Source organism: Mesorhizobium sp. M1252 (assembly GCF_040318265.1).
In the GTDB taxonomy this organism is placed as follows: Bacteria; Pseudomonadota; Alphaproteobacteria; order Rhizobiales; family Rhizobiaceae; genus Mesorhizobium.
On sequence record NZ_JAMYLX010000010.1, the window covers coordinates 243346 to 267471 of the forward strand.

The 24126-nt window shown below is 63.6% G+C and carries 26 protein-coding genes; 14 read left to right on the plus strand and 12 right to left on the minus strand.

The annotated features are described in order from the left end of the window. Positions 1–57 precede the first annotated feature (57 nt). The 4 genes from NKH22_RS21400 to NKH22_RS21415 form a co-directional block, all read right to left on the minus strand. Positions 58–1158: an ABC transporter ATP-binding protein gene (locus tag NKH22_RS21400; RefSeq protein ID WP_352459714.1), complete on the minus strand. Its 1101-nt coding sequence runs from the start codon at positions 1156–1158 to the stop codon at positions 58–60. 14 nt (positions 1159–1172) lie between these two features. Continuing rightward, positions 1173–3377 carry an ABC transporter permease gene (locus tag NKH22_RS21405; RefSeq protein WP_502899913.1) on the minus strand — a complete coding sequence of 735 codons (2205 nt, stop codon included), beginning with the start codon at positions 3375–3377 and terminating at the stop codon, positions 1173–1175. 91 nt (positions 3378–3468) lie between these two features. After that, positions 3469–4494, minus strand: coding sequence for an ABC transporter substrate-binding protein (locus NKH22_RS21410; protein ID WP_023711637.1), 1026 nt, complete (start codon positions 4492–4494; stop codon positions 3469–3471). A 61-nt stretch (positions 4495–4555) separates the two neighbouring features. Then, on the minus strand, positions 4556–5389 hold the full coding sequence (locus tag NKH22_RS21415) for an inositol monophosphatase family protein (protein ID WP_050588586.1): 834 nt from the start codon (positions 5387–5389) through the stop codon (positions 4556–4558). 218 nt (positions 5390–5607) lie between these two features. Between NKH22_RS21415 and NKH22_RS21420 the strand changes: the two genes are divergently transcribed. The 3 genes from NKH22_RS21420 to NKH22_RS21430 all read left to right on the plus strand — a co-directional run bounded on the left by NKH22_RS21420 (position 5608) and on the right by NKH22_RS21430 (position 9278). After that, on the plus strand, positions 5608–6627 hold the full coding sequence (locus tag NKH22_RS21420; RefSeq protein WP_352910845.1) for a LacI family DNA-binding transcriptional regulator: 1020 nt from the start codon (positions 5608–5610) through the stop codon (positions 6625–6627). A 37-nt stretch (positions 6628–6664) separates the two neighbouring features. Then, complete coding sequence (locus tag NKH22_RS21425) at positions 6665–6850, plus strand: hypothetical protein (protein WP_023684018.1); 186 nt, start codon at positions 6665–6667, stop codon at positions 6848–6850. 85 nt (positions 6851–6935) lie between these two features. Then, positions 6936–9278, plus strand: a complete 2343-nt coding sequence (locus tag NKH22_RS21430; RefSeq protein WP_023684019.1) for a response regulator — start codon at positions 6936–6938, stop codon at positions 9276–9278. Here the strand turns inward: NKH22_RS21430 and NKH22_RS21435 are convergent, their stop codons facing one another. The 6 genes from NKH22_RS21435 to NKH22_RS21460 form a co-directional block, all read right to left on the minus strand. Then, a complete protein-coding gene (locus NKH22_RS21435) occupies positions 9279–10031 on the minus strand; it encodes a Stf0 family sulfotransferase (protein ID WP_023711633.1) in 753 nt (250 codons plus the stop codon). A gap of 80 nt (positions 10032–10111) precedes the next feature. Next, positions 10112–11248: a sterol desaturase family protein gene (locus tag NKH22_RS21440; RefSeq protein WP_352910846.1), complete on the minus strand. Its 1137-nt coding sequence runs from the start codon at positions 11246–11248 to the stop codon at positions 10112–10114. A 164-nt stretch (positions 11249–11412) separates the two neighbouring features. Next, on the minus strand, positions 11413–11964 hold the full coding sequence (locus tag NKH22_RS21445) for a chloramphenicol phosphotransferase CPT family protein (protein WP_352910847.1): 552 nt from the start codon (positions 11962–11964) through the stop codon (positions 11413–11415). 14 nt (positions 11965–11978) lie between these two features. Continuing rightward, on the minus strand, positions 11979–12836 hold the full coding sequence (locus NKH22_RS21450) for a transglycosylase SLT domain-containing protein (protein WP_352522058.1): 858 nt from the start codon (positions 12834–12836) through the stop codon (positions 11979–11981). A 3-nt stretch (positions 12837–12839) separates the two neighbouring features. Continuing rightward, positions 12840–14093: a flavodoxin-dependent (E)-4-hydroxy-3-methylbut-2-enyl-diphosphate synthase gene (gene ispG / locus NKH22_RS21455; RefSeq protein WP_023742770.1), complete on the minus strand. Its 1254-nt coding sequence runs from the start codon at positions 14091–14093 to the stop codon at positions 12840–12842. Between the two features lie 287 nt (positions 14094–14380). Beyond that, on the minus strand, positions 14381–14560 hold the full coding sequence (locus tag NKH22_RS21460; RefSeq protein ID WP_023684024.1) for a YdcH family protein: 180 nt from the start codon (positions 14558–14560) through the stop codon (positions 14381–14383). 239 nt (positions 14561–14799) lie between these two features. On the opposite strand from NKH22_RS21460, the gene NKH22_RS21465 reads away from it, so the two are divergent. Continuing rightward, positions 14800–15003 carry a YdcH family protein gene (locus NKH22_RS21465; RefSeq protein WP_023673103.1) on the plus strand — a complete coding sequence of 68 codons (204 nt, stop codon included), beginning with the start codon at positions 14800–14802 and terminating at the stop codon, positions 15001–15003. Positions 15004–15027: 24 nt separating this feature from the next. Here NKH22_RS21465 and NKH22_RS21470 read toward each other — a convergent pair whose 3' ends face one another. After that, a complete protein-coding gene (locus tag NKH22_RS21470; RefSeq protein WP_023698476.1) occupies positions 15028–15843 on the minus strand; it encodes an IclR family transcriptional regulator in 816 nt (271 codons plus the stop codon). A 155-nt stretch (positions 15844–15998) separates the two neighbouring features. Here NKH22_RS21470 and NKH22_RS21475 point away from each other — a divergent pair, with 155 nt between their 5' ends. The 8 genes from NKH22_RS21475 to NKH22_RS21510 all read left to right on the plus strand — a co-directional run bounded on the left by NKH22_RS21475 (position 15999) and on the right by NKH22_RS21510 (position 22465). Further along, positions 15999–16829 (plus strand): transporter substrate-binding protein, encoded by an 831-nt coding sequence (locus tag NKH22_RS21475; protein WP_023673105.1) that lies wholly within the window; start codon positions 15999–16001, stop codon positions 16827–16829. Between the two features lie 69 nt (positions 16830–16898). Next, on the plus strand, positions 16899–17564 hold the full coding sequence (locus tag NKH22_RS21480; RefSeq protein ID WP_023693641.1) for an amino acid ABC transporter permease: 666 nt from the start codon (positions 16899–16901) through the stop codon (positions 17562–17564). 1 nt (position 17565) lies between these two features. Then, positions 17566–18216 carry an amino acid ABC transporter permease gene (locus tag NKH22_RS21485; protein WP_023684027.1) on the plus strand — a complete coding sequence of 217 codons (651 nt, stop codon included), beginning with the start codon at positions 17566–17568 and terminating at the stop codon, positions 18214–18216. A 4-nt stretch (positions 18217–18220) separates the two neighbouring features. After that, positions 18221–19015 (plus strand): amino acid ABC transporter ATP-binding protein, encoded by a 795-nt coding sequence (locus NKH22_RS21490; protein WP_023673108.1) that lies wholly within the window; start codon positions 18221–18223, stop codon positions 19013–19015. 117 nt (positions 19016–19132) lie between these two features. Continuing rightward, on the plus strand, positions 19133–19594 hold the full coding sequence (locus NKH22_RS21495) for a RidA family protein (protein WP_023673109.1): 462 nt from the start codon (positions 19133–19135) through the stop codon (positions 19592–19594). Between the two features lie 20 nt (positions 19595–19614). Continuing rightward, positions 19615–20820, plus strand: coding sequence for an aminotransferase class V-fold PLP-dependent enzyme (locus NKH22_RS21500; RefSeq protein WP_031197096.1), 1206 nt, complete (start codon positions 19615–19617; stop codon positions 20818–20820). A 74-nt stretch (positions 20821–20894) separates the two neighbouring features. Next, on the plus strand, positions 20895–21392 hold the full coding sequence (gene purE / locus NKH22_RS21505) for a 5-(carboxyamino)imidazole ribonucleotide mutase (RefSeq protein WP_023752880.1): 498 nt from the start codon (positions 20895–20897) through the stop codon (positions 21390–21392). Continuing rightward, positions 21389–22465, plus strand: a complete 1077-nt coding sequence (locus NKH22_RS21510; protein ID WP_352910850.1) for a 5-(carboxyamino)imidazole ribonucleotide synthase — start codon at positions 21389–21391, stop codon at positions 22463–22465. The genes purE and NKH22_RS21510 overlap by 4 nt, the downstream gene beginning before the upstream one ends. 39 nt (positions 22466–22504) lie before the next feature. On the opposite strand, the gene NKH22_RS21515 is transcribed toward NKH22_RS21510, so the two are convergent. Further along, complete coding sequence (locus NKH22_RS21515; RefSeq protein ID WP_352910859.1) at positions 22505–22933, minus strand: lysozyme inhibitor LprI family protein; 429 nt, start codon at positions 22931–22933, stop codon at positions 22505–22507. Positions 22934–23175: 242 nt separating this feature from the next. On the opposite strand from NKH22_RS21515, the gene ykgO reads away from it, so the two are divergent. Both ykgO and NKH22_RS21525 read left to right on the plus strand, forming a co-directional pair. After that, entirely contained in the window at positions 23176–23301 is a 126-nt protein-coding gene (gene ykgO / locus NKH22_RS21520; protein ID WP_006327841.1) for a type B 50S ribosomal protein L36, read from the plus strand. A gap of 113 nt (positions 23302–23414) precedes the next feature. Continuing rightward, complete coding sequence (locus NKH22_RS21525) at positions 23415–23996, plus strand: tetratricopeptide repeat protein (RefSeq protein WP_352910853.1); 582 nt, start codon at positions 23415–23417, stop codon at positions 23994–23996. The last annotated feature ends 130 nt before the right edge of the window (positions 23997–24126 follow it).

A 24126-nucleotide genomic window follows, 5' to 3' on the forward strand; every position in this document is an offset into this window, starting at 1 on the left:
GGTCCGGCCGGTGTGACATTCAGGCTGGATTTTTTCGAAGGTGCTTTCCCGGCGCGTTCAATCGTCTTTGATCAGCACGATCTTCGCCGGATCGAAATCGATCCCGACCATCGTCCCTTCCGCCACAGCGGGTGTGACATCAGGCGATGTCGCGAACAGTTCGACCGCCGGATCGCTGATCGCGATGCGGTATTCCATGTGGTCGCCGAGATACGAGCTCTTGACCACCTGGCCCTTCATGGTGCCCGCTGGCTGGCCGGGCAAGATTCGCACGGCATTCGGGCGCACAGCGAGCATCGCCGGTCCCGGAGCGTTACCGCGAGCCGGCATGTCGAGCAGCAAGGGTCCGACCTTGACCCTGGCACTGGTCGCATTGCTGGAAAGCACCTCGACATCGAGCAGATTGGCGTCGCCCATAAAGTCGGCGATGAAACGGTTGGTCGGCTCGTTGTAGAGGTCGCGCGGCGTGCCGTCCTGGGCGACGCGAGCGGCGTTCATGACGATGATGCGGTCGGAGACGGCGAGCGCCTCTTCCTGGTCATGCGTGACATAGACCATGGTCAGCGCCAGATCTTGCTGCAGACCGCGGATTTCGTCGCGCACCCGCCGGCGCAGCTTGGCGTCGAGATTGGACAGCGGCTCGTCGAACAACAGCACCTTCGGCTCCAGCACGATGGCGCGCGCCACCGCGACGCGCTGCTGCTGGCCGCCGGACAACTCGCTCGGCTGGCGCTTCTCGTAGCCGGACAGGCCGACAAGCGACAGCTTTTCGGCGGCGCGCTCGGCTGCCTGCGCCTTGCCAAGCCCCATCGCCCGCAGGCCGTAGCTGACATTCTCCATCACGTTCATATGCGGAAACAGCGCATAGGACTGGAACACCATGGAGACATCGCGCTCGGCGGCGGACAGCAAGGTGACATCCTTGTCGTCGATCAGGATGCGCCCGGTGCTGGTCTGTTCCAGCCCGGCGATCAGCCTGAGCGTCGTCGTCTTGCCGCAACCCGAGGGCCCGAGCAGCGTCACCAGGCTGGCCGGCGCGATGTCGAAGCTGACATTGTCGACGGCGATCACCGCGCCGTATTTCTTGGTGACGCCCTCGAACCGCACGGCCGGCCTGTCCGTGACAACCGGGGCAGCATTCTTCGCCGTCTGATCCACGCCGCTTCTCCCCATCAGATTGCTGCCACCACGGCTTCCGCCCCAGGCCGGCGCCGGCCGAGCCGGCGTTCGCCGACCAGCAGCTGGATGCCGATGAGGATGACCATCATGACAACGATCATCACCGCCGAATAGACAATCGCGATGCCGTATTCGCCGACATCTGCGCGCCCGACAATGTAGACCGTGGCGAGATTGAACCGGCCGCTCGCCAGGAAGATGACGGCGCTGACCGCCGTCACCGCGCGCACGAAACTGTAGATCATCGCGGTCACGATCGCCGGCTTCAGGATCGGCAGGATCACCCGCCGCAAGGTAGCAAAAGACCGCGCCCCAAGCGTCAGCGATGCCTCGTCCAGGCTCTTGTCGATCTGTCCGAGATTGGCGAGCCCGGCACGGATCGCCACCGGCATGTTGCGGAAGATGAAGGAGATGACGATGATCAGCCCGGTGCCGGTCAACTGCACCGGCGGCACGTTGAAGGCAAGGATATAGCTGACGCCGATCACCGTGCCGGGAATGGCGAAACTCATCATGGCCAGGAACTCGAACATGGTGCGCCCGGCGAAACGCTGCCGGTCGAGCAGATAGGCCGTCAGGATGCCGAGCGCCGCGGTGAACGGCATCGCCACCAGCGCCAGGCCGATGGTCATCAGCAGCGACGGCCAGGCCGAGCCGCTGAAAAACCAGCCATTGACGCCTTTCTCGATCGAAAAGGCGGTGAGGAAATATTCGAGCGTCGGCGTGTTGTCGCGCCCGATCGATTGCACGAAACCGCCGCCCAGGATGATGCCGTAGACCACGATGGTCAGAACCAGCCACGGAACGACGGCGGCGTAGCAGCCGATCCGCAAGGCCTTGGGCAGCGTCGCCGGTACGCCGCCATCGCCCTTGCCTGCGACGGTGACGTAGCTGCGGCTGCCGATCCAGCGGCGCTGGATGACGAAGGCTGCCAGCGTGAACATCAACAGCACGATCGCCAGCACCGCCGCGCGGCCCTGGTCGTGCGCCGCACCGACCACTGCAAAGAAGATGTCGGTCGACAGCACGTTGAAGTTTCCGCCCAGCACCAGCGGATTGGCGAAATCGGCCATGCTCTCGATGAACGAGATCAGGAAGGCGCTGGCCAGGCCCGGCCGGATCAACGGCCAGGTGACGGTGCGAAACGTCCGCCAGCGGCTGGCGCGCAGGGTCTGCGACGCCTCCTCCATGCTCGGGCTGACCCCTTGCAGCACGCCGACCAAAACCAGGAAGGCGATCGGCGTGAAGGCCAGCACCTGCGCGATGGTGATGCCGGCCATGCCATAGATCCAGCGGCTGCGCGGAATGCCGAGATGCACCGACATGAGGTTGGTGACGATGCCGGCGCGGCCGAACAGCAGGATCAGCGCCAGGCCGATGACGAAGGGCGGCGTGATGATCGGCAGGATGGACAGGCCGCGCAGCAACCATTTGGCCGGCAGCTTGGTGCGTAGCGCGATCAGCGCCAGCGCCAGGCCGAGCGCCGTGCAGAAAAAGCCGACGAGGACTGCGATCGCCACCGTGTTCCACGCCACGCCGCAGGAGCCCTCGCCATAGAGGCAGCGCAGGCTCCATATGTTGGCGCTGAAGATCTTGTCGAAGAACAGCGCCGGCACGACATTGCCGTCATTGTCCTTGATGGCCGAGGTGAGGATCGACAGCAGCGGATAGGCGACGAACAGGATCAGCGAAGCAATCACGATTGAGAGCGAGCCGACGACGAAACGGTCGCCCTTGCACCATCCCCGCGCAGCGAGCGCCTCGGCGATGAACATCAGCATCGCCACGGCATAGAGCGCCGCGCCCCAGCCAAGCCCGGGCTGCATCGGTCCCGGCGTGCCGGCGATCCGGGTAAGCAAGCCAAATCCCCAGCCCGAATGGATGATGGAAAAGCCTTCGATGGCCAGCCACAGCAGGCCCGCCGCGCCTGCAACCGCCAGGCTCTTGGGGTTGTTGCGCGCCACCAGCCAGCTCGCCAGCAGAAGCGGCAGGATAAGCGGCAACAGCCAGGGCCGGCCACCGAGCGCCAGGATGATGGCCGGCGTCGCATCCGCCGGCTGTGCCAGCCAGTCGAACGAAAGGAAGCCGCCTTCGACCTTGTACCAAGGCAAGAGCACGAAGCTCGCCCACGCGGCCATTACCCAGGCGAGCGCGCTTCGTCCAGGAGCGGAACTGACCATGGAACCGGCCGCGGCCATTCAATGTCTTTCTGTTGCCAAAGGATGGTGCGCCGGCCGCGGCGAGGGGCAGCCGGCGATCAGATGCTAGAGCGAGCGCAAAAGAACGCGCTCAGCCGCCATTGCGGACCTCGTCGGTGAACTTCTTCAACAGCCGCTTGCGTTCGGCCGACGAGCCGTATTTGGCGAAATCGTAGTCGATCAGCTTGATCTTCGAGAGGTCCGGCGCCTCGGGCGGCACCGGCGTGGCGGTGTTCGACGGAATCTGGAAGCTGCCGTTCGGCGCCGCGAGCTTCTGCGCATCCGGGCTCAGCGCCCAGTCGTAGAATTTCTGCGCCTCTTCGGCATGCTTGGCGCCCGTCACGATGCTCATCGAGCCGATCTCGAAGCCGGTGCCTTCGCAAGGCGACACCACCTTCACGGCAGGGTTCTGTTTCGCGGCATTGATCACGTCGTGCTGGAAGGAGATGCCGATCAGCGTCTCGCCCTTGCCGACGGCGAGCGCCGGCGCGGCCCCTGCCTTGGTGTATTCGGCGATGTTCTTGTTGAGCTGCTTGAGATAGTCGAATGCCTTGTCCTCGCCCATCAGCTGGACGATGGTGGCAAGCATGGTCCAGGCCGTGCCCGATGAATTCGGGTCGGCCATCTCGATCTCGCCCTGGAATTCCGGCTTGACCAGATCGGCCCAGCACGCCGGCGCGGTCAGCCCGCGCTGCTTCAGATCTTCCTCATTGTAGCCATAGCCGAGCGCACCGAGATAAATGCCGACCGTGCGGTTCTTCGACCTGTCGGCCTGCTTCAGCGCCCAGTCGCGCAAGTTTGCCAGTTGCGGCGACTTGTATTCCTGGGTGAGGCCCTCTTCCGCCGCCTGCAGATGCGGGTCGCCGGTGCCGCCCCACCAGATATCGGCTTGCGGATTGTCCTTCTCGGCCCGGAGGCGGGCGTAGATTTCGCCGGCGCTCATGCGGGTCATGTCGACGCTGACGCCCGTCTCCTTCTGGTAGGTGGTCGCCATCGCCCGGCACCAGGCCTCGTCGACGGCGCAATACATTGTGAGGCTGCGATCGGCCGCCTGGGCGGCACCCGCCAATCCGAACATGGCCAGCGCCGCGCCAAGGCCAAGCCAGGCGGCGCGCAAGCCTCGCTTACTGTCAAATGTCTTCATCGATATTCCTCCCTGTCTTCTCACTGGAAACGATCTACCCGTCGTCGAGCGGCACTCCGATCACCTGGGACAATGTCGCCGCAACACCGGGTGCTGCCGCAAGCACGGGATTGCCCTTCGCCATGCCATCGCCGTCGAGGAACCGGTTCACCCGGCCGCCGGCCTCCTCCACCAGCAGCAATCCGGCCAGGCAGTCCCACGAATTGATGTGCAGCTCGGCATAGGCATCCGAGCGGCCGTCGGCCACATAGGCCAGCCCAAGCGCTCCGGAGCCGGAGCGCCGCACATTGGCGCCGAGTGCCCAGACAAGGCTCACCTTGTCCAGATAGTCGCGATTGGGAATCCTCGGCGACCAGCCGAACTCGACAAAGGCGCGGTCGAACGCTTGCGTCGGCGACACATGGATCGGCGCGCCATTGCGCGTCGCGCCTTGCCCGCGACGGGCAAAGTACGTTTCGCCGACGGCCGGATTGGCAATGCCGCCGATCTCGCTGCGGCCGTCCTCGACGAAAGCTATCGAAATGCAGAAATGCGGAATACCGCGCATGAAATTGGCGGTGCCGTCGATCGGGTCGACGACCCACATGCGGGCAGAGCCGATGCCGCCGCCTTCCTCGCCCAAAAACCCGTCCTGCGGAAAAGCCTCTGCCAGCGTGGCGCGGATGTGCTCCTCGACCTTACCGTCGGTTTCAGTGAGAAAATCCTGCGGGCCTTTCATCGCCACCGGCTGGACGGCGCCCTGCCGGGCATAGCCTTCCATCGCCAGTTGCCCGGCCGTGACAAGCAGTTTCCGGCAGACCTCGGCACGCCTGTCCATCTCGGCCTTGGACAGCCGGTCCGCCTTCGGATGCGCCGCCGCCCTGCTCATGCAGCCGGTCCGGACAATCGCGCCCTCAATGCCGTCTTCGGCGAAATGGACAGGGTATTCCTCCGATGCCACTCTTGAGCCGGCTTGTATTGCACGGCTGTGCAAAGCTGTTGCATTCGGCCATGCCTGTCAAGTGCGGTGGGTGGCAATGGCAGAAGAGTTGCATTACATTGCACGGGCGTGCAAAGAATCACGAAAACAGCAGCGAGAGCGTTGGCTTGACGGCTCCGAGAATCCGCACCGGTTTTTCCAGCGCCCAGCAGGTTGCCGACCTCGCCGGGGTTTCACGTTCGGCGGTGTCACGTACCTTCACGCCCGGCGCTTCCGTTTCCGGGGAAACCCGCGAGCGAGTGATGCTGGCGGCCGAGCAACTCGGCTATCACGTCAACCATCTGGCTCGCGGCCTGATGCGGGCCTCGACCGGCATTGTCTGCCTCATCGTTGCCGATGGCGACACGCCCTATCATGCCCGCCTGCAGAAGGCGCTGACCCAACATCTGCGGGACGCCGGCAAAATGGCCATGGTGTTCAACACCTCCGGCCCCAGCCACCATGTCGACCAGGCGCTGCGCAACACGCTGAACTATCGCGCCGATGCGAGCATCGTTCTGTCCGGCTCGCCGCCGCAGTTGCTGATCCGCACCTGTCTTGAGAACGGCCAGCGGCTGGTGCTGATCAATCGCGATGACCGCTTCGACGGCCCGCACAATATCGGTGTCGACAACGCTGCAGCCGCAGAGGCAGCGCTGCATGCCTTCATCCGGGCCGGCTGTACCCGCCCCGCTTTGGTGACCTCGGCTGCCGGCACGCCCAGCCTGCTCTCCCGCGAAACCGCCTTCCTTACCGCCGCGCAGAAGGAAGGGCTGGAGGTGACCGTGTGGCGCGAGGGCCGCACCGGCTATGCCACCGGAGCCGATGGCGCCAGGCGGCTCTTTTCCGGCCGGCAGCGGCCGGATGCGGCGTTCTGCGTGACCGACCTGATTGCGTGCGGCTTTCTCGATGCGGCCCGCCACGAGTTCGGCATCAACGTACCCCGCGATCTCTGCGTCATCGGCTTTGACGACATTGAACAGGCCGACTGGGCCTCTTACCGGCTGACGACGTTCTCGCCGCCGATCGAGGAGATCGCCAGGCGCGCCGTGCGGCTCGCGACCGGCGCGCGGGAGGAGGCTGGCAGCCGCCTGATCTGCCATGCGCCCATGGTCTGGCGCAGCACGGTGAGGCCGGGCCAGGGCTGATGCGAAACATGTGTCGGTCAAGACGGGAAACGTACTGATGTCCAAGAAAAAGGCCAGGAAGACCCGCCAGGCGGCAAGACCGGTGGAGATAGCTGTAGGCCCCGAAATCCGGAGCATGATGCGCAAGTTCGGCCTGACCGAGGAAGAAGCACTGCGCATGATGCGCGAATGCGATGCCACCCTCTATGGCGCCAACTCCGGGCACGTGCAGCCAGGATCTTGACGGCCCGCCAGGCGCGAACGGAATTTTAATGTAAATCAAGCGTAATCCCGACCGTTAAAATGATGCGTATGTGTTGGGGTTGCGCATGCCGGAATATTCTTTCTTCATCCGCTCGATCCGGATCCGCTACATCTCGGGATTGCTCATCTTTGCGCTGGCTTCCACCGCGGTGATGTTTGCGCTCAATCGCGTCAATTCCTTCCGCCACGACATCGACGCGCTGAGCAGCAATCTCGTCGTCTTCACCCGCGACCTGCGCAACGCCTCCAGCTTTGCCGAAACCGCCAGCACGACCTGGCGCACCGAAACCCGTGACGGCCTTGCCGCCGCCGCGCGCGGCCATTCGCAACGCCTGACCAGCGAGATCGAAACACTGTCCGCGGAGTTGGCCGCGATCAAGCCGAGCCTATCGGCCAAAACGCTGGACGAACTCTCGTCGGCCGCCGTCAACGGCGACCTGTTCTGGTCGTCGCGCGACATCGTGCGCAACTTCAACCTGATGTCGGCGGCGCAACAGACCGACGAATGGAGTTCGCGCGAAATCCTCAACCAGAACGACCTGTTCGTCCAGCCGATGCTGGTGCGTGTGCGTACCGCCATGGATGGCGAACGCCATCTGGCCGACGCCTCCAGCGACAGGCTGCTGTTGTGGGCAAGCGGCCTTCTGTTCGCGGTTCTTGCCATCGTTGCCCTCTGGATCTTCCGGCCGATGGAAAAGGCGATCCGCCGCGCCTTCACCGAATCCGCCGCATCCTTGTTCAAGGCCGAAGCGGCCGACCGCGCCAAATCGGAATTCCTGGCCAATATGAGCCATGAGATCCGCACGCCGATGAATGGCGTGCTGGGCATGGCCGAACTGCTCGCCAAGACCGAGCTTAACGCGCGCCAGAAGACCTTCACCGAAGTCATCGTCAAGTCCGGCAATGCGCTGCTCACCATCATCAACGACATCCTCGATTTCTCCAAGATCAATGCCGGTCAGCTGACGCTCGATCCTGCACCCTTCCGGCTTGCCGAAGCGGTCGAGGACGTGGCCACACTGGTGTCGGCGCGCGTCGCCGAAAAGAACCTCGAGCTGATCGTGCGTGTCGACCCGCGCCTGCCTGCCCATGTCGTCGGCGATGCCGGACGGTTTCGTCAGATCGTCACCAATCTGCTCGGCAATGCGGTGAAGTTCACCGAGAAGGGCCATGTGCTGATCGATGTCGGCGGCGAGGTGGTCGACGGCATCGTCCAGCTCAAGGTCCGCGTCGAGGACACAGGCATCGGCATTCCTGCCGAGAAGCTCGAGAACGTGTTCGAGAAATTCGCGCAGGTCGACGGCTCGTCGACGCGCCGCCATGAAGGCACCGGCCTCGGCCTTGCCATCGCCGCCCGCCTCATCGACCTGATGGGCGGCAAGATCGGCGTCGAAAGCGAGATCGGCCGCGGCTCGGTGTTCTGGTTCGCCGTGCCGCTGCCGGCGCATCAGCAGGACACGCGCAACGAGATCGTGCCGGTCGATGTCACCGGCGCCCGCGTGCTGGTCATCGACGACAACCCGGTCAACCGCGAGATCTTGCTGGAGCAGCTCAGAAGCTGGAGCTTCGACTGCGCGGCCGCCGAAAGCGGCGCCGTCGGCCTCGCCTTTCTAGACCGGGCCAGCCAACTCGGTGCTGCGGTCGACTGCATCATCCTCGACTACCAGATGCCCGGCATGAACGGCGCCGATGTCGCCAAGGCGATTTCCGCCGACAGCCGTCTCTCCGCCATCCCGGTGGTGCTGCTGACCTCCGTCGACCAGGTCGATTTCGGCAAGATGGTCATCGATTTCGGCATCGCCGCGCATCTCACCAAGCCGGCGCGCTCGGCCATCCTGCTCGGCACCGTCATCTCGGCCATCCAGAAAGCGCGGGCCCAGATCGGCAAGGCCCAGTTCGTTCGCGAGCCTGTCGTTCCGCAGGCGGCACCCGTGACGCCACCCGCCTTCACCGTCATTCGCGGCCCGGCAATTCCGGCGGCCACAGTGCCTGAATCGATCGCCACGCCAAACGGCCCGATCGATATTCTGATCGCCGAGGACAATGACGTGAACCAGCTGGTGTTCGGCCAAATCCTCAATGGGCTTGGCCTCAGCTACCGCATCGCCAGCAATGGCCGCACGGCCGTCGAGATGTACCGGGCGCTGCGGCCGAAGCTGATCCTCATGGACGTCTCCATGCCGGAGATGAACGGCTACGAGGCGACCCGCGCCATCCGGGCGGCGGAGGCAGCGAGTGGCAATCACACACCAATCATCGGCGTCACCGCGCACGCACTGAAGGGCGACCGCGACAAATGTATCGAGTCCGGAATGGACGACTATCTGCCCAAGCCGGTGTCGCCCGACCGCCTCGGCAGCAAGATCGGCACATGGCTCAGCGAAACGGTCGCGGTAAAGAGGGCTTGATCAAATCGCCGCGTCCAGACGATAGCGGCGCATCCAGTCCAGACTAATCTCGTCCGAGAGCTTGGCGACGCCCGGCTTTACGTCGGCGGCATTCGGCGCCGGAACGCCCAGGGCCTTGCAGATGGATGCCAATGCCGCTGCCGGATCGCCTGACAGGCGCTCATAGCCGATGCGCAGCGGGACGATCCCCTGCTCCGCGAACCAGACGTTCCAGCCCGCGTCATAGGCTTCGAGTTCGGCAAGCTCGCGCTGGATCCGCTTGAAATCGTAGCGGGGTTCCTGCGGCGGTGCGACTCGTTCGATCTCGGTTCCGTCGGGCGCGATGTGCCAAAGCCCGGTCTGCTCGGCCTTGATCAGCGACACCGCCTGCGCCAGCTTGTTTTCGCGCGAAAGATGGATGTAGAGGACCCGCCCGAAGGCCTTTTCAAAGCGTGCTTTGTCCGATGGCAGGTCTGGGTAGATCCGGTCGAGGATTGCCGAGAGTTCATCCAGGTTTTCCCGCATCAGGCGCAAGCCGAAGACGCCCGTTCCGCCCCTTCCCGCGCTGATTGCCGCACCGAGATAGGCGAGGTCGAAATCATGCGCGCTCATCGTCTCGGGATGCGGCAATTTCCACTCTTCGGCCCATTCCGCCTTGTCCTGCCGCCGGTAGAACGAGTGCGGATCGCCGGCTGTTTTCGTCGAGGCCAGAAGGCCGCACAGCAAGGTGCTTCCGGTTCTCGGCGTGCCGCAGATTATGTAGCCGTCACGCATCTCGGGGCTCTGTCGCTTGTCATGGATTGGGCTAACCTCGCCAGGCGCGGTGACACGCGCGCTTCGCGAAGGACTCCAGTCTAGCCGCGCCGGAAGGGATAGAGGAATTGCTGCCAGTATCCGTTCGGAACGGGATGTCCGTGAATGCCGTAGCCGTTCGGCCAGCGCCCTTCGGGCATATGGTGGGTACCGAACAGCCGGTCGAGCAGCGGGAAATGGATGGCGAAGTTTACGTCGATCGCTTCTTTCTCGAGGCCGTGATGCCAGTGGTGGTAACGCGGCGACACCAGCACCTTTTCGACTGGACCGAAACTGGTTCCGATGTTGGAATGGATGAAAGACGAATAGACGTAGACGATCAATATATACGTCTGGATAGCCGATTCATCGAACCCCAGCACGAACATCGGGGTGGCCGTCAGGCTGCGCAGCACGATGATTTCCAGGAAATGCATGCGCGCACCGGCAATCCAGTCCATCGACTTGGCGGAATGGTGCACGGCATGGAACTTCCACAGCCAGGGAATGCGATGAAAGGCCCGATGCACCCAATACTGGGCAAGGTCGGTCAGGAACATTACCGCCAGCAGTTGCACCAGCCACGGCAAGTCGTGGACCCAGGCGCGCACCGAACCAAGGGCGCCCTGCGCATTGACGAAGTTGGACGGCGCCAAGGTCAGGTAGGTCAAAATCTGCACCAGCAGCGATGAGACCAGATAGTAGAACAGGTCCTCGCGCCATTCGTCGCGGAACACGGTCTGATCCTTGTTGCGCGCGAAAAGACGTTCGAGCGGAACGAACAGCACACCCATGAACAGGGCGTTCAGGATGAAGAAATCAAGCCCGAAGAACACCCCTTCGATGTGCAGTTGATGGCGCACCGGAAGCATGCCGACCAGCGACGCCAGCAGCACAGTGAACATCGCTGCCGCGCCGAGCGTCTTTTGCCTGCGCAGCGTCATGCTGAGGATCGCCAGGATATAGCCGGAGATGAGGACGAAATAGAGCACCGGCTTGAAGAACAGCATCTGGTGGATGGGGGCCAGATCCGGCATCGATGTGAGCGACGGGTAGCGCAGCACGATGACCATCAGCAGGGCGGTGACCCCGGCAAGCAAGCCAATCGAGCCGGACAGCCAGCCAGAACCGAACGGCCGTTTGGCGCGCGGCGTTTCAAGTTCACCGACGACGCGTCCAAGGAAATTTGTCACCGGCATGATTTCCCCCGTTAACGGCCCCAAAGGTCTCGCCAGAAATTTCGACCTGTCTTACTACAGCAAGGCTCATAAATATTTAATCGACACGACTTTGCAGGCCAGAGACGGCTATCGGCGTTTTGGGCAATTGGTAAAAGCTGCGATCGTGTCAAAGACACCGGCCACTATAGTCGGAATCTTTCCTGGATGCGACGGGCGCATTCAAGCGGCGTCAGCCGGCTGGTGTCGACTTCGAGGTCGTAGTCCATGCCCTTGTGGACGCGTCCATATTGCCAGCGCGCCAGGCCAGGCAGCCTGTCGGCGCGCGCGGCCTCGCGCGCTTCCAGCACCTCCAGCGGCGCCATGACGCCGACCAGATGCAGATCGAAACCCGACAGCAGCATGCGGTACTCCGCTATCTCGTCATTGAAGATCACGTCGTCGACAATGAGATTGTTGCCTTGCCCGGCCATGGCGGCGATGGCATGGCGCATGCCGCGCATGGTTCGCGCGCCGATCAGCCCGCTCCTGATCACCACCGACGGCTTGCCGTCCTCCAGCACCGTCTCAAAGGAAAACCCGTCGGCATGATCCTGCAGCGCCGGCGGCAGCATGTCGATGAAAGCATCCATCTGGACATGCAGGAACGGCTCGGTGGCGATCGTTTGCAGCGCCCTGGCGATCGAGCTTTTGCCGGCGCTGCCGACGCCATTGAGCAGGACGATTTTGGCCGTCATGTCGCCCCCTCGGCCTATCGGTTGCGCACGACGATACAGGCGCCGCCGACGCTTTGCAGTTTCTGGCAGATGACGTTGGCGGCGGCACGGTCGTCGACACCGATCCTGACGGCGTAGATGCCGCGTCGGCCGATCGGCGTGCGCACCCGGCTGACCACCGGGTCACGACCGGACAGCAGCGCCGGAAACCGGCTCCTGACCCGCAGCCACTGATTGATCGCAGCTCCCCTGCGGAAATTGCCGGCCACCTGGACGCCCCATGGCTTCACATTGATCGAGGCCATCGCCACGGTTCTGGACATGATCACCGGCAGCTTGCGGCAGGCGACGGCAAAGCTGGTTTTCGCGTCGAGCGGCTCGATCGTTCCGGCGTAGGCGCTGTCGGAGAACTTGTCGGCCGGTTCGCCCATGATGTCGAAGACGTAGCTCTCGGTCTCCATGGGCAGGAAACCGCCGGAACCCAGCCAGCGCGAAACCCGGCTCTCGCCGGCATTGTAGGCAGCCGCCGCCAGGCCGAGATTGCCGAAGCCGGTCTTCATTTCGGCGAGATATTTCGCCGAAGCCGGGATCGCCTGGTCGATGTCGAAAGGATCGGCTAGCCCGCGCATCTTGGCGGTGCCCGGCATGAACTGGGCGATCCCTTCGGCACCGACCGGGCTAACCGCATTGGGATCGAAGCGGCTTTCTTTCCAGATCAGCCGGGCGAAGTAATCCTTCGGCAGGCCGTTCCGCTCGGCATGCGTCTCGATCAGGTCACAGACACGGCCAATCAATCGTTTCGCCGCCGAGCGCGATTGCGGTGGATCGGCGAGCGCCTGTCCGGCACCCAGCCCGCAGAGCAGGATCACACCGGCTTTGAGCAGCCCCCGCATGGCTTATTCGGCCGCAGCCTTGCCGTGTTGGCCAAACCGCTGCTCGATATAGTCGGCAACCATCTTCTCGAAATCGGCGGCGATCGACGGACCGCGCAGCGTCGCCGACTTCTTGCCGTCGACGAAGACGGGTGCGGTCGGCGTCTCGCCGGTGCCGGGCAGCGATATGCCGATATCGGCGTGCTTGGATTCGCCGGGGCCGTTGACGATGCAGCCCATCACCGCGACCTTGAGGTTCTCGACGCCGGGATATTTCTCCCGCCAGACCGGCATGTTCTTGCGCAAATCGGCCTGGATGTTCTGGGCGAGCTCCTGGAACACGGTGGAGGTCGTGCGACCGCAGCCGGGGCAAGCGGCGACGATCGGCACGAACTGACGGAAGCCCATGGTCTGCAGCAGTTCCTGCGAGACCTGCACCTCACGCGTGCGATCGCCATTCGGCTCCGGCGTCAGCGAGATGCGGATGGTGTCGCCAATGCCTTGCTGCAAGAGGATGCCCATGGCAGCCGACGAGGCGACGATGCCCTTGGATCCCATGCCGGCTTCGGTGAGGCCAAGATGCAGCGCATGGTTGGAACGCGTGGCAAGCTCGGTATAGACCGCGATCAAATCCTGCACGCCGCTGACCTTGGCCGACAGGATGATCTTTTCGCGGGCGAGGCCTATCTCTTCGGCCATTTCGGCCGACAGGATGGCCGACTGCACGATCGCCTCGCGGGTTACTTCCTGCGCCGTCAGCGGGAAGCCTTGGCTCTGGTTCTCGTCCATCAGCCGGGTGAGCAACTCCTGATCGAGCGACCCCCAATTGACGCCGATGCGCACCGGCTTGTCGTATCTGATCGCCATTTCGACGATCGCTGCGAACTGGCGGTCCTTCTTGTCCTTGAAGCCGACATTGCCGGGATTGATGCGGTATTTGGCCAGCGCCTCGGCGCAGGCTGGATGGTCGGCCAGCAGCTTGTGCCCGATATAGTGGAAGTCGCCGACCAGCGGCACATTGATGCCGAGCCGCTCGAGCCGTTCGCGGATGCGCGGCACGGCGGCGGCGCTCTCGTCACGATCGACGGTGATGCGCACGATCTCGGAGCCAGCGCGATGCAAAGCCGCAACCTGCGCGACGGTCTGGTCGATATCGGCCGTGTCGGTGTTGGTCATCGACTGCACGACGACCGGCGCGCCGCCGCCGACGACCACGCCGCCGACATCGACGCCGACCGATGTCCGGCGCGCAAAGGGGGAGGAAAAATACCCGGTCATGCCGGCAGCCTCTTGATCACCCGAGCGACACACGTCCACGTCGACGCACGCTCAATCAGCTATCAGCGCATAGCGCTGAGGTTCGGGCATGAGGTGGAGGAGCAAAGATGGCTTGTCAATGGCGACAGACAAGCAGAGCCGCCAAATCGCAGCAGCGCGGCGACCCCACAGACGGGTTTCGCCGGCCAACAGTATGGGAATTAGTAGCAAAAACAGGCCTCCGGCGGCATGTCGCCACCGGAGCGATAGTCACGCGCCAAGGCGGCGCGTCTAATCCTGGAAGGGCGTCAGTGTCTCGTCGGTTTCGCCTTCAGTTTTTCAATCTCGTCCTTGAGTGCCAGCTTGCGTCGCTTCAGATTCACGATTTCGAGGTCGTCGACCGATGGATGGTTCATCGCATCGTCGATCTCGCGTTCGATATCACCGTGTTTCCGCTGCAACTCATCAAGATGGGATGCAAGAGACATGATTGGTTCTCCCTTTCATGGTTTCCTCGATTGCAGCCGTCAAAGGCACGTCCACCGCAGGTCGCATCTGTGACGGCACCATGACAGTCTGCCACCATCCGGCTGCGATGTCGAATGCTGCGTGGTAGCATTCCACGACAATGTGATATGTGATATTGGCTGCGCGCCGGCGGCAATTGATGCCGCCCCCGCCCAATCATGCCCATTGCCGGGCGCCGCAGACATGCAGACGGTAGAGAATGTCCGACCAGGAAAAGGCCGATGTCCGCCTCGAATTTTCCCGCCTGAAGCAGGAGCATGCCGATTTCGACGCGGCCATCAATGCGATGATCGCCATGGGCTGCGACCCCTTGCAGATCCAGCGCATGAAGAAGAAGAAGCTTTTCCTCAAGGACCGGCTGATGGCGCTGGAAGACAAGATCATTCCGGACATCATCGCTTAGCCGACGGCCTCGGGGCCTAACTGCTCACCCCGCTATCGACAGCCGCGCCGCGCGATGGCGCAGCAACGTCAGCAATTCGTCGGTCTTCTCCGCTGAAGTGTCGATCGGCACCACCAGGCACATCGTCGCCTCGACCTTGCCGGCGGCCGCGAAGACAGGGGCGGCCAGGCATTTGGTGTAGGCGTCGACCAGCCCCGAAGTGATGCAATAGCCGGTCGTTCTGGCCGTCGCGATATCGGCAACGAAGTCGTCGAACTGCAGCCTGCGGCCGTCGGGCAGCAAAAGGTCGTCTTCCGAGACCATGTCCTGGATGGCGGCCCTTTCCAATCCGGCCAGAAGCAGCCGCCCCGATGCCGTCCATGGCAGCGGGATCTGCAGGCCGGTGGCCGAGCTGATGCGGAACGGCCTGGTGCCGGGGCTGGAATGGACGATGGTATAGCGCCCGCTTTGCAGCATGCACAATTCGGAGGTCTCGCCGGTCTCGCGCGACAGATTGTCGACCTCCTGCCGGCCCCGCCTAAGCAGGTCGTTGCCCCTGACATAGTCCATTCCATAGAGGTAGAGCTTCTTGCCGAAATAGACCCGGTTGCCGTCGCCCTCCATCTCCAGGAGACCCGCATCGACCAGCGAACGCACCAGCGTATAGGTGGTGGAGCGCGGCGCATTCACCCCCTTGGCGAGATCGCCAATGCCGATGGCGCGCTGCGTAACATGCAGGAAGTCCAGGATCTCCAGCACCCGGTTGAGGCCCTTCTCGCGCGAGCCGGAGGTCTTGTCGGGCGTCGGGCTCCCGGCTGGACCAAGCTCCGCCCGATCCGTGAGTCCATTGCTGTCTTGCATAACTGATTCCTGATGTTAGTATCTGTCTTGTATAGGATACATGTGTCTATTGTAAGAGACAATCAGGTCGGCGACACGTGTGTCTGTAAGGGGAACTCAAACAACAGGAGGTCGCAGTGAACGACGCATCCAAGCGAGATTTTCTGAAACTGGGCATGGCCGGGCTTGCAACGGCGGGCGTGATGACCGCTGTCAGCGCCGAAAAGGCGGCGGCACAAGCCGCATCCGACAGCGTTCTGCGCACCGCGCTTGACCGCGGAAAGCTGATCGTCGGCACCGGCAGCACCAACGCGCCATGGCATTTCGAAAACGATGCCGGCGAGCTGGTCGGCATGGACATCACCATGGGCCGCATCCTGGCCAAGGGTCTGTTCGACGATCCGAGCAAGGTCGAGTTCGTCATGCAGGATCCGGCGCAGCGCATCCCCAATGTCACCACCAACAAGGTCGACATCACCATCCAGTTCATGACCATGACCGCGCAGCGCTCGCAGCTGATCCATTTCTCCAGGCCATACTATGTCGAGGGCGTCGCCCTGCTGACGCTGCCGACTGCGGAAAACAAGACCTTCGACAAGCTGCTCGCCGGCGGCTCGGCGACGCGCATCTCGATCCTGCAGAATGTCGATGCCGAAAGCTCGGTCCATTACGCCCTGCCGGAGGCGCAGGTGCTGCAGATCGACACCCAGGCCAATGTGCTGCAGGCACTGGAATCGAAACGCGCCGATGCCGCCGCTGTCGATCTTTCAACCGTGCGCTGGCTGGCCTCGCGCAACCCCGACAAATATTTCGATGCCGGCAAGAGCTGGTACTCGATGCTCTACGGCGCGGCGGTCAGGCAGGGCGACCTGGACTGGCTGACCTTCGTCAACCAGACCTTCACCATCGCCATGTTCGGCCATGAGACCGCACTCTACGACGCCGCCTTCAAGGACTATTTCGGCCAAGAGCCGCCGGCCCGCCATCCCGGTTTCCCGGTTGTCTGACAAGTGCTGGCGGAAGGGTTAGCCCTTCCGCCTTCTAGTTCGCATCCCCTTGGTTATTGCGGGAGACGCATGGGCTATACGCTCAACTTCAACCTGATCTGGCGCCATTTCGACAAGCTCTGGGGCGGCCTTCTGCTCAGCCTCGAGCTTGCCGTGATTTCGATTGCCATCGGCGTCGTCATCGGCCTGGTGCTGGCGGTCTGGTATGTCTCGGCCGGACGCGTGGTGCGCGCCATCATTGCGGCTTACGTCGAATTCATCCGCAACGTGCCGCTGATCCTGCTCGTCTATCTTGTCTTCTACGGCCTGCCGACGGTGATCGACGTCGCCTACGACGCGCCGACCTCGTTCGTGCTGACGCTGTCGGTCTATAGCGGCGCCTATCTGGTCGAGGTGTTCCGCTCCGGCCTGGAAGCCGTGCCGCGCGGCCAGCTCGATGCCGGCAAGGCCATCGGCCTGACGCCGTGGCAGCGGCTGGTTCATGTGCGCCTGCCGACCATGCTGCGCATCACGCTGCCGGCGCTGTCCAACACCTTCATCTCGCTGTTCAAGGACACGTCGATCGCCTCGGTGATCTCGGTGCCCGAGCTCACCTTCGGCGCCCAGTGGATCAACTTCAACACCTTCCGCATCGTCGAGGTCTATCTGGTGACGACGGCGATGTATCTGGTGACCGGTTACACCCTGCTGTTCGGACTGCGGCTGGTCGAACGCCGGTTCAGGGCTGCGCGCTGACATGCTGAGCCAGATCCTCTACGCCGTACCGTTCCTCGCCCAGGGCTTCGCCATCACTTTGTGGGTGTCGCTGCTGGTCGTGGTGCTGTCGCTGATTGCCGGCGTCGCGCTCGGCGTCGGCCTGGTCTACGGCCCGGCGCCGCTGCGCTGGGCCGTGCGCATCTTCTCCGACACCATCCGCGGCATCCCGATCCTGGTGCTGATGTTCTTCGTCTATTACGGCCTGCCGGCCATCGGCCTGCATCTGCAATCCTTCTCGGCGGCGGTGCTGGCGCTCACCTTGTTCAAGACCGCGCAGGTCATTGAGTATCTCCGCGGCGCCGTCGGCTCCATTCCCAAAGGGCAGTCCGAGGCGGCGATGGCGATTGGGCTGACCTTCCGCCAGCGGCTCACCTACGTCATCTTTCCGCAGGCCTTCCGGCGCTTCCTGCCGCCCTGGATCAACGGCGTCACCGATGCGGTCAAGGGCAGCGCCCTGGTCTCGCTGCTCGGCATCACCGACCTGATGCAGGCGATCAACCAGGTCATCGGCCGCACCTATGAGGCGATGCCGCTCTACATCCTCGGCGCCTTGATCTATTTCGCCGTCAACTATGCGCTTTCCTACGCCAGCCGGCGGCTGGAACGGCGCTTTGCCTTCATCCGGGACTAGCACGATGGCCACAAGCTCGAACGACAATGCTGCCCTTCTCGACATTGCCGGGGTCTCGAAAGCCTTTGGTTCGGTCGAGGTGCTTCGCTCGGTCAGCCTCAAGGTGGACAGGGGCGAGGTGGTCACCGTCATCGGCCCTTCCGGCAGCGGCAAGACCACCCTGCTGCGCTGCGTCAACTTTCTCGAAAGCTACGACTCAGGCTCGATCCGCATCGACGGCAAGGAGGTCGGTTTTCGTGAGGCCGGCGCGCGCCAGCGGCGCAGCGAGCGCGACCTTGCCAATATGCGCGCCGAAACCGGCATGGTGTTCCAGAGCTTCAACCTGTTTCCGCACCTCACCGCCGCCGGCAACATCATGCTCGGCCTCACCAAGGTGCGCGGCAAGAGCAAGGCCGAGGCGCGCCAGATCGCCGAGCATTGGCTGAGCCGCGTCGGCCTCGCCCACAAGGCCGACAGCCTGCCGGCGGAACTCTCCGGGGGCCAGCAGCAGCGCGTCGGCATAGCGCGGGCAGTCGCCATGGAGCCAAAGATCCTGCTGCTCGACGAGATCACCTCCGCGCTCGATCCCGAATTGGTCGGCGAGGTGCTGGCCGTTGTGCGCAGCCTGGCCGAAGACGGCATGACAATGGTGATGGTCACGCACGAGATGGCCTTTGCCCGCGACGCTTCGAGCCGCATTGTCTTCATGGCCGATGGCGGTGTCAGCGCTGTTGGCCCGCCGAAGGAGATCCTTGCCGAAGAGACCACCAATGAGCGCCTGCGCTCTTTCCTGGCGCGGTTCCGCGCCTCGCATTTCTGACATGGGCGGCCCAAAGCAATTCCAGGAAAAGTGTAAGCGGTTTTCCCGGGAAAAGCGCGAAGCGCTTTCCCTTGGGAATTGCGTAAAACAACAGGCCGGCCCAAGGAGAATTCTTCCATGACGCCTTACATCCGGCTCGCCGAGCTCGGCCTGACGCTGCCCGAGCCGCCGACGCCGATCGCCAATTTCGTCACCCATGCGGAAAGCGGCCGGCTGATCTTTCTTTCGGGTCAAGGGCCGCTGCGCGCCGACGGCACGCTGTGCACCGGCAAGGTCGGCGAGGACGTCACCGTCGAGCAGGCCTATGAGCATGCCCGCCTCACCGGCCTCAACCTGCTCGCCGTCATGCACGCCGCCGCCGGCGATCTCGGCCGCATCGTGCGCGTCGTCAAATTGCTCGGCTTCGTCAATGCGACGCCGACCTTCAGCGACCACCCGAAAGTGGTCAATGGCTGCTCGGACCTGTTCGCCAGCGTCTTCGACAAGATCGGCGGCCATGCCCGCTCGGCGATCGGGGTCGGCTCGCTGCCTGGAAACATCACCGTCGAAATCGAAGCGGTCGTCGAGATCGCCGCCTGACCGTCAAGGGATTGCTGAACATGAAAACCTATTCCGACACCGGCTCCAACACCACGATCCGTGAACGGCTGGGACTGCGGCCGATCATCAACGTCTCCGGCACGATGACGACGCTCGGCGCCTCGATCATCGTTCCCGAGGCGATCAGCGCCATGGCCGAGATCGCCTCGCAATGGGTGGAGATGGACGATCTGCAGCGCGCCGCAAGCGTGATCACCGCCCGCCTCACCGGCGGCGAGGCCGGCTTCATCACCGCCTGCTGCGCCTCAGGCATCACAATGGCGATCGCCGGGGCAATGACCGGCACCAATTTGCTGGCGATCGAACGGCTGCCCGACGACACCGAAGGCCTGAAGTCCGAAGTCGTCATCCAGCTTGGCCATATCGTCAATTACGGCGCACCGATCGACCAGTCGATCCGCGTCGCCGGCGCCAAGGTCATTCCGGCCGGCACGGTCAGCGTCACGCAGGATTATCATGTGCGCGAGGCTATCAACGAGCGCACGGCGGCGGCGCTCTACGTCGTGGCGCACCACACCGTGCAATACGGCATGCTTTCCCTTGAGGAATTCTGCGATATCTGCCACGCCAGGGGCGTGCCGGTGATCGTCGATGCGGCTTCCGAATATGACCTGCGCAGCTTCCTGGCGCGCGGCGCCGACATCGTCGTCTATAGCGGCCACAAATTCCTTTCGGGGCCGACCAGCGGCATCGTCACCGGCCGCAAGGATCTGGTCCGCGCCGCCTATCTGCAGAACCGCGGCGTCGCCCGCGCCATGAAGGTCGGCAAGGAAAGCATCGCCGGCACCATCGCGGCGCTCGAAGCCTGGGAAAAGCGCGACCATGCCGGCATCCGCCGACGCGAGGAAGCGGCGCTCCATCTATGGAGGGATTCGCTGCAGGGAATACCCGGCATCGTCGCAAACATCATTCCCGACCCGACCGCCAATCCACTTGACCGGCTGCAGATCTTCGTCTCCCCCGAAAGCCGCTTCAGTGCCGCCGGCCTCGCCTCGGCATTGGCGGCCGGATCGCCGCCCATCATCGTGCGCAACCACGAAGTCGAGCGTGGCCATTTCTTCCTCGACCCGTGCAACCTGCACCCAGGCGAGGCCGAGATCGTCGCCGAACGCCTCCGCGCCGTGCTCACCGCGGCCGACAGGCCGGCGGATGCGATGAGACAGCCGCGAAAGGATTCATCCGGCGCCCTGCGCTGGCCGGACTAGGCTGCGGCGGCCGCCATCCTTGCGGGCCAGCCCGAATTCCGCTAAGGCGCGCCTTTACCGCCGGGAGCATGCGCTTGACCGACCACCGCGCCGACGTCGCCATCATCATGGGCAGCCAGTCCGACTGGGCGACGATGCGCCACGCCGCCGAAACGCTGGAGGCGCTGGGCATTCCGCACAAGCGGCTGATCGTCTCCGCCCACCGCACCCCGGACCGCCTCTATGATTTCGCCAAGGGCGCCAAGGCGGCCGGCTACAAGGTGATCATCGCCGGCGCCGGCGGCGCCGCCCACCTGCCCGGCATGACGGCGGCGATGACGCCGCTGCCGGTGTTCGGCGTGCCGGTCGAATCGAAGGCGCTGTCCGGCCAGGATTCGCTGCTCTCCATCGTCCAGATGCCGGCCGGCATTCCGGTCGGCACGCTTGCCATCGGCAAGGCGGGTGCGGCCAACGCCGCCCTTCTGGCGGCCGCCGTGCTGGCGCTGAACGACGAAGAACTTGCCGCCCGCCTGGATGCCTGGCGCGCCGCCCAAACCGCCAGGGTCGCCACCGAACCGACGGACGCGCCGTGAGCCTGCCCGCGGGATCGAGCATCGGCATCATCGGCGGCGGCCAGCTCGGCCGCATGCTGGCTGTTGCCGCAGCGCGCCTCGGCTACCGCACAATTATCCTCGAACCGCAGGCCGATTGCCCGGCGGCTCAGGTCGCCAACCGCCAGATCACCGCCGCCTATGACGATGCGGACGCCCTTGCCGAACTGGCGGCAGTCAGCGCCGTCGTCACCTACGAATTCGAGAATGTGCCGGTAGCGGCTGCCGGCGCGCTCGCCGCCAAGGTCCCGGTCTATCCGCCACCCAGGGCGCTGGAAGTCGCCCAGGACCGGGTGGCGGAGAAGCTATTCCTGGACGGCATCGGCATCAGGACAGCGGATTTCCGCTCCGTCGACAATGACGACGAGCTGACGGCGGCGCTGAGAGAGTTCGGTGGCAGCGGCATCTTGAAAACCCGCCGCATGGGCTATGACGGCAAGGGCCAGCGCGTCTTCCGCAACATGGAGACGGGCGGCTTTGCCGGCACATGCGAGACCATGGGCAATGTGCCGCTGATCCTCGAATCCTTCGTCGCTTTCGAGCGCGAAATCTCGGTCATCGCCGCGCGCGGGTTGGACGGCGCGGTCGCCGCCTACGATCCGGCTGAGAACGTCCACCGCGACGGCATCCTGCATACCTCGACCCTGCCGGCCCAGATCAGGCTGGAGACGGCGGCGACGGCACACGGGTCGGCAGCGAAAATCCTGTCGGCCCTCGACTATGTCGGCGTCATCGGCGTCGAGTTCTTCGTTCTTGCCGATGGCACGCTGCTGGCCAACGAAATGGCGCCGCGCGTGCACAATTCCGGCCACTGGACGGAAGCCGCCTGCATCGTTTCGCAATTCGAGCAGCATATCCGCGCCATTGCCGGCCTGCCGCTGGGCAACCCTGGCCGGCATTCAAACTGCGTCATGGAAAACCTGATCGGCGACGATGTGCTGCGCGTACCCGCTTTGCTCGCCGAGCCCGATCTGATGCTGCATCTCTACGGCAAGGCGGAAGCGCGCCCAGGCCGCAAGATGGGCCATTTCACGCGCATCAGCCGCCGTAGCTAAGCCATTCCGGCACTTTGCGCGAGGGCGTGGCTCGAGCCCCTATTGCAGCTCGTCGTTCAGATCTCCGTCCTCGTCGGGGCTGGCGCAACTCGCATCGCCTTCCCTACAATTGGCGCCCGCGGTGAGCTGTTTGATGCGCTGGTCCGTCAGTTCGGTCAGGCATTGTGAAACCTCCATCGGATGGATGGAGCCGCCCTCGCTGTCTGTCGTCGTATAGGCGCATTCGGCGTCGCGGAAGGCGATCCAGGCGCGTTGCGCGACCTGCAGCAGCTTCCTGCCCTTGTCGTCGTTGTGACCGACGAGATCCTTGTAGGCCTGGTTGAGCTTGGCATCGGCGGCCAGATAGTCCTCGCCGGCGCAGATGTTCATCATCTGCTGGCTGTCGTCGTTGCGGTCACATTCCTGCGCCTGCGCGATGGAGGCGGCTGCCATAACGGCAAGGCTCGCGGACACAAACAACAGGCGCATGGAGGTCTCCAAATCGGCTTGCGGGTGCCGCACCATTCCAGCCCGCCTTCGGCCGCGCAATGGCGTGGAGCCGAGATGGCGGATATTTGATGGCCAAAGCCATTCTCGGCCTCTATCCAGCACGCTTGCGGTTGACACGGGCAAGGCTCCTCGTTTATGAGCCACCGCAAGTTCAAAGGCGCGCTTTTCAGGCGCGCCTTAATAATTCGGCCCGGACAGGGCCCAGACCGACGGGCAAGACCATGAAGATCAAGAATTCGCTCAAGGCGCTGAAGGCGCGTCACCGCGACAACCAGCTGGTTCGCCGCAAGGGCCGCGTCTACATCATCAACAAGACCGCTCCACGCTACAAGGCGCGCCAGGGCTGAGTGTTCGGCCGGAGGCTCGTTGTCTCCGTCCATACGATGGTAATTGCCTGGTTCCAGGCACTTTCACGCTAATTTCAGTTTGACGATCCGCCGTCCGGGGTTAGATTCCGGTGATGCGGATTCTTTTTGCATTTTTGGCGACCCTGTTTCTTTTCGGCGTCGCTCCGGCGTCGGCGGACGATCCGCCGGCAAAGCCGCCGGTTGCCCTGACCAGGGAAGCCAGGCTCGACCAACTGTTTGCCGAGCTGAAGCGCGAGCGCAACGAAAAGGCGGCCGAGCGCATCGCCGGGCGCATCTGGGGCGAATGGTTCCAGTCCGGCAGCGCCTCGATCGACCTGATGATGCAATGGTCGCAAAAGGCGATGGACGACCAGAAGTTCGACGTCGCCCTCGACTTCCTCGACCAGGTCGTCATCCTGCAGCCAAAATATGCCGAAGGCTGGAACCGGCGCGCCACCGTCCATTACATGATGAAGAATTTCGGGAAATCGATGTCCGACATCGACCAGACGCTGCAGCTGGAACCACGCCATTTCGGCGCGCTTTCCGGCCTGGCCCAGATCATGGCCGCCACCGGCCACAAGCAATCGGCGCTCGAAGCCTGGCAGAAGGTGCTTACCATCTATCCGATGATGCGCAGCGCCCAGGACCAGGTCGCGGCAATTTCGGAAGAGCTTGCCGGCGAACGAATTTGATTAGGCAGTAGGAATTAGGGATTAGTCAGTAGTCAGTAGAGAAGATTGGTCGAGACGCCACCTCCCTACTCCCTACTCCCTACTCCCTACTCCCTACTCCCTACTCCCTACTCCCTACTCCCTACTCCCT

Excerpts from the sequence above, each read along its gene's own strand:
- NKH22_RS21405 (WP_502899913.1), bottom strand. The coding sequence starts at position 3,377 with ATGGCCGCGGCCGGTTCCATGGTCAGTTCCGCTCCTGGACGAAGCGCG.
- NKH22_RS21415 (WP_050588586.1), bottom strand. The coding sequence starts at position 5,389 with ATGAGCAGGGCGGCGGCGCATCCGAAGGCGGACCGGCTGTCCAAGGCC.
- NKH22_RS21425 (WP_023684018.1), top strand. The coding sequence starts at position 6,665 with ATGTCCAAGAAAAAGGCCAGGAAGACCCGCCAGGCGGCAAGACCGGTG.
- NKH22_RS21430 (WP_023684019.1), top strand. The coding sequence starts at position 6,936 with ATGCCGGAATATTCTTTCTTCATCCGCTCGATCCGGATCCGCTACATC.
- NKH22_RS21435 (WP_023711633.1), bottom strand. The coding sequence starts at position 10,031 with ATGCGTGACGGCTACATAATCTGCGGCACGCCGAGAACCGGAAGCACC.
- NKH22_RS21440 (WP_352910846.1), bottom strand. The coding sequence starts at position 11,248 with ATGCCGGTGACAAATTTCCTTGGACGCGTCGTCGGTGAACTTGAAACG.
- NKH22_RS21445 (WP_352910847.1), bottom strand. The coding sequence starts at position 11,964 with ATGACGGCCAAAATCGTCCTGCTCAATGGCGTCGGCAGCGCCGGCAAA.
- NKH22_RS21450 (WP_352522058.1), bottom strand. The coding sequence starts at position 12,836 with ATGCGGGGGCTGCTCAAAGCCGGTGTGATCCTGCTCTGCGGGCTGGGT.
- ispG (WP_023742770.1), bottom strand. The coding sequence starts at position 14,093 with ATGACCGGGTATTTTTCCTCCCCCTTTGCGCGCCGGACATCGGTCGGC.
- NKH22_RS21460 (WP_023684024.1), bottom strand. The coding sequence starts at position 14,560 with ATGTCTCTTGCATCCCATCTTGATGAGTTGCAGCGGAAACACGGTGAT.
- NKH22_RS21465 (WP_023673103.1), top strand. The coding sequence starts at position 14,800 with ATGTCCGACCAGGAAAAGGCCGATGTCCGCCTCGAATTTTCCCGCCTG.
- NKH22_RS21470 (WP_023698476.1), bottom strand. The coding sequence starts at position 15,843 with ATGCAAGACAGCAATGGACTCACGGATCGGGCGGAGCTTGGTCCAGCC.
- NKH22_RS21475 (WP_023673105.1), top strand. The coding sequence starts at position 15,999 with ATGGCCGGGCTTGCAACGGCGGGCGTGATGACCGCTGTCAGCGCCGAA.
- NKH22_RS21480 (WP_023693641.1), top strand. The coding sequence starts at position 16,899 with ATGGGCTATACGCTCAACTTCAACCTGATCTGGCGCCATTTCGACAAG.
- NKH22_RS21485 (WP_023684027.1), top strand. The coding sequence starts at position 17,566 with ATGCTGAGCCAGATCCTCTACGCCGTACCGTTCCTCGCCCAGGGCTTC.
- NKH22_RS21490 (WP_023673108.1), top strand. The coding sequence starts at position 18,221 with ATGGCCACAAGCTCGAACGACAATGCTGCCCTTCTCGACATTGCCGGG.
- NKH22_RS21495 (WP_023673109.1), top strand. The coding sequence starts at position 19,133 with ATGACGCCTTACATCCGGCTCGCCGAGCTCGGCCTGACGCTGCCCGAG.
- NKH22_RS21500 (WP_031197096.1), top strand. The coding sequence starts at position 19,615 with ATGAAAACCTATTCCGACACCGGCTCCAACACCACGATCCGTGAACGG.
- NKH22_RS21515 (WP_352910859.1), bottom strand. The coding sequence starts at position 22,933 with ATGCGCCTGTTGTTTGTGTCCGCGAGCCTTGCCGTTATGGCAGCCGCC.
- ykgO (WP_006327841.1), top strand. The coding sequence starts at position 23,176 with ATGAAGATCAAGAATTCGCTCAAGGCGCTGAAGGCGCGTCACCGCGAC.
- NKH22_RS21525 (WP_352910853.1), top strand. The coding sequence starts at position 23,415 with ATGCGGATTCTTTTTGCATTTTTGGCGACCCTGTTTCTTTTCGGCGTC.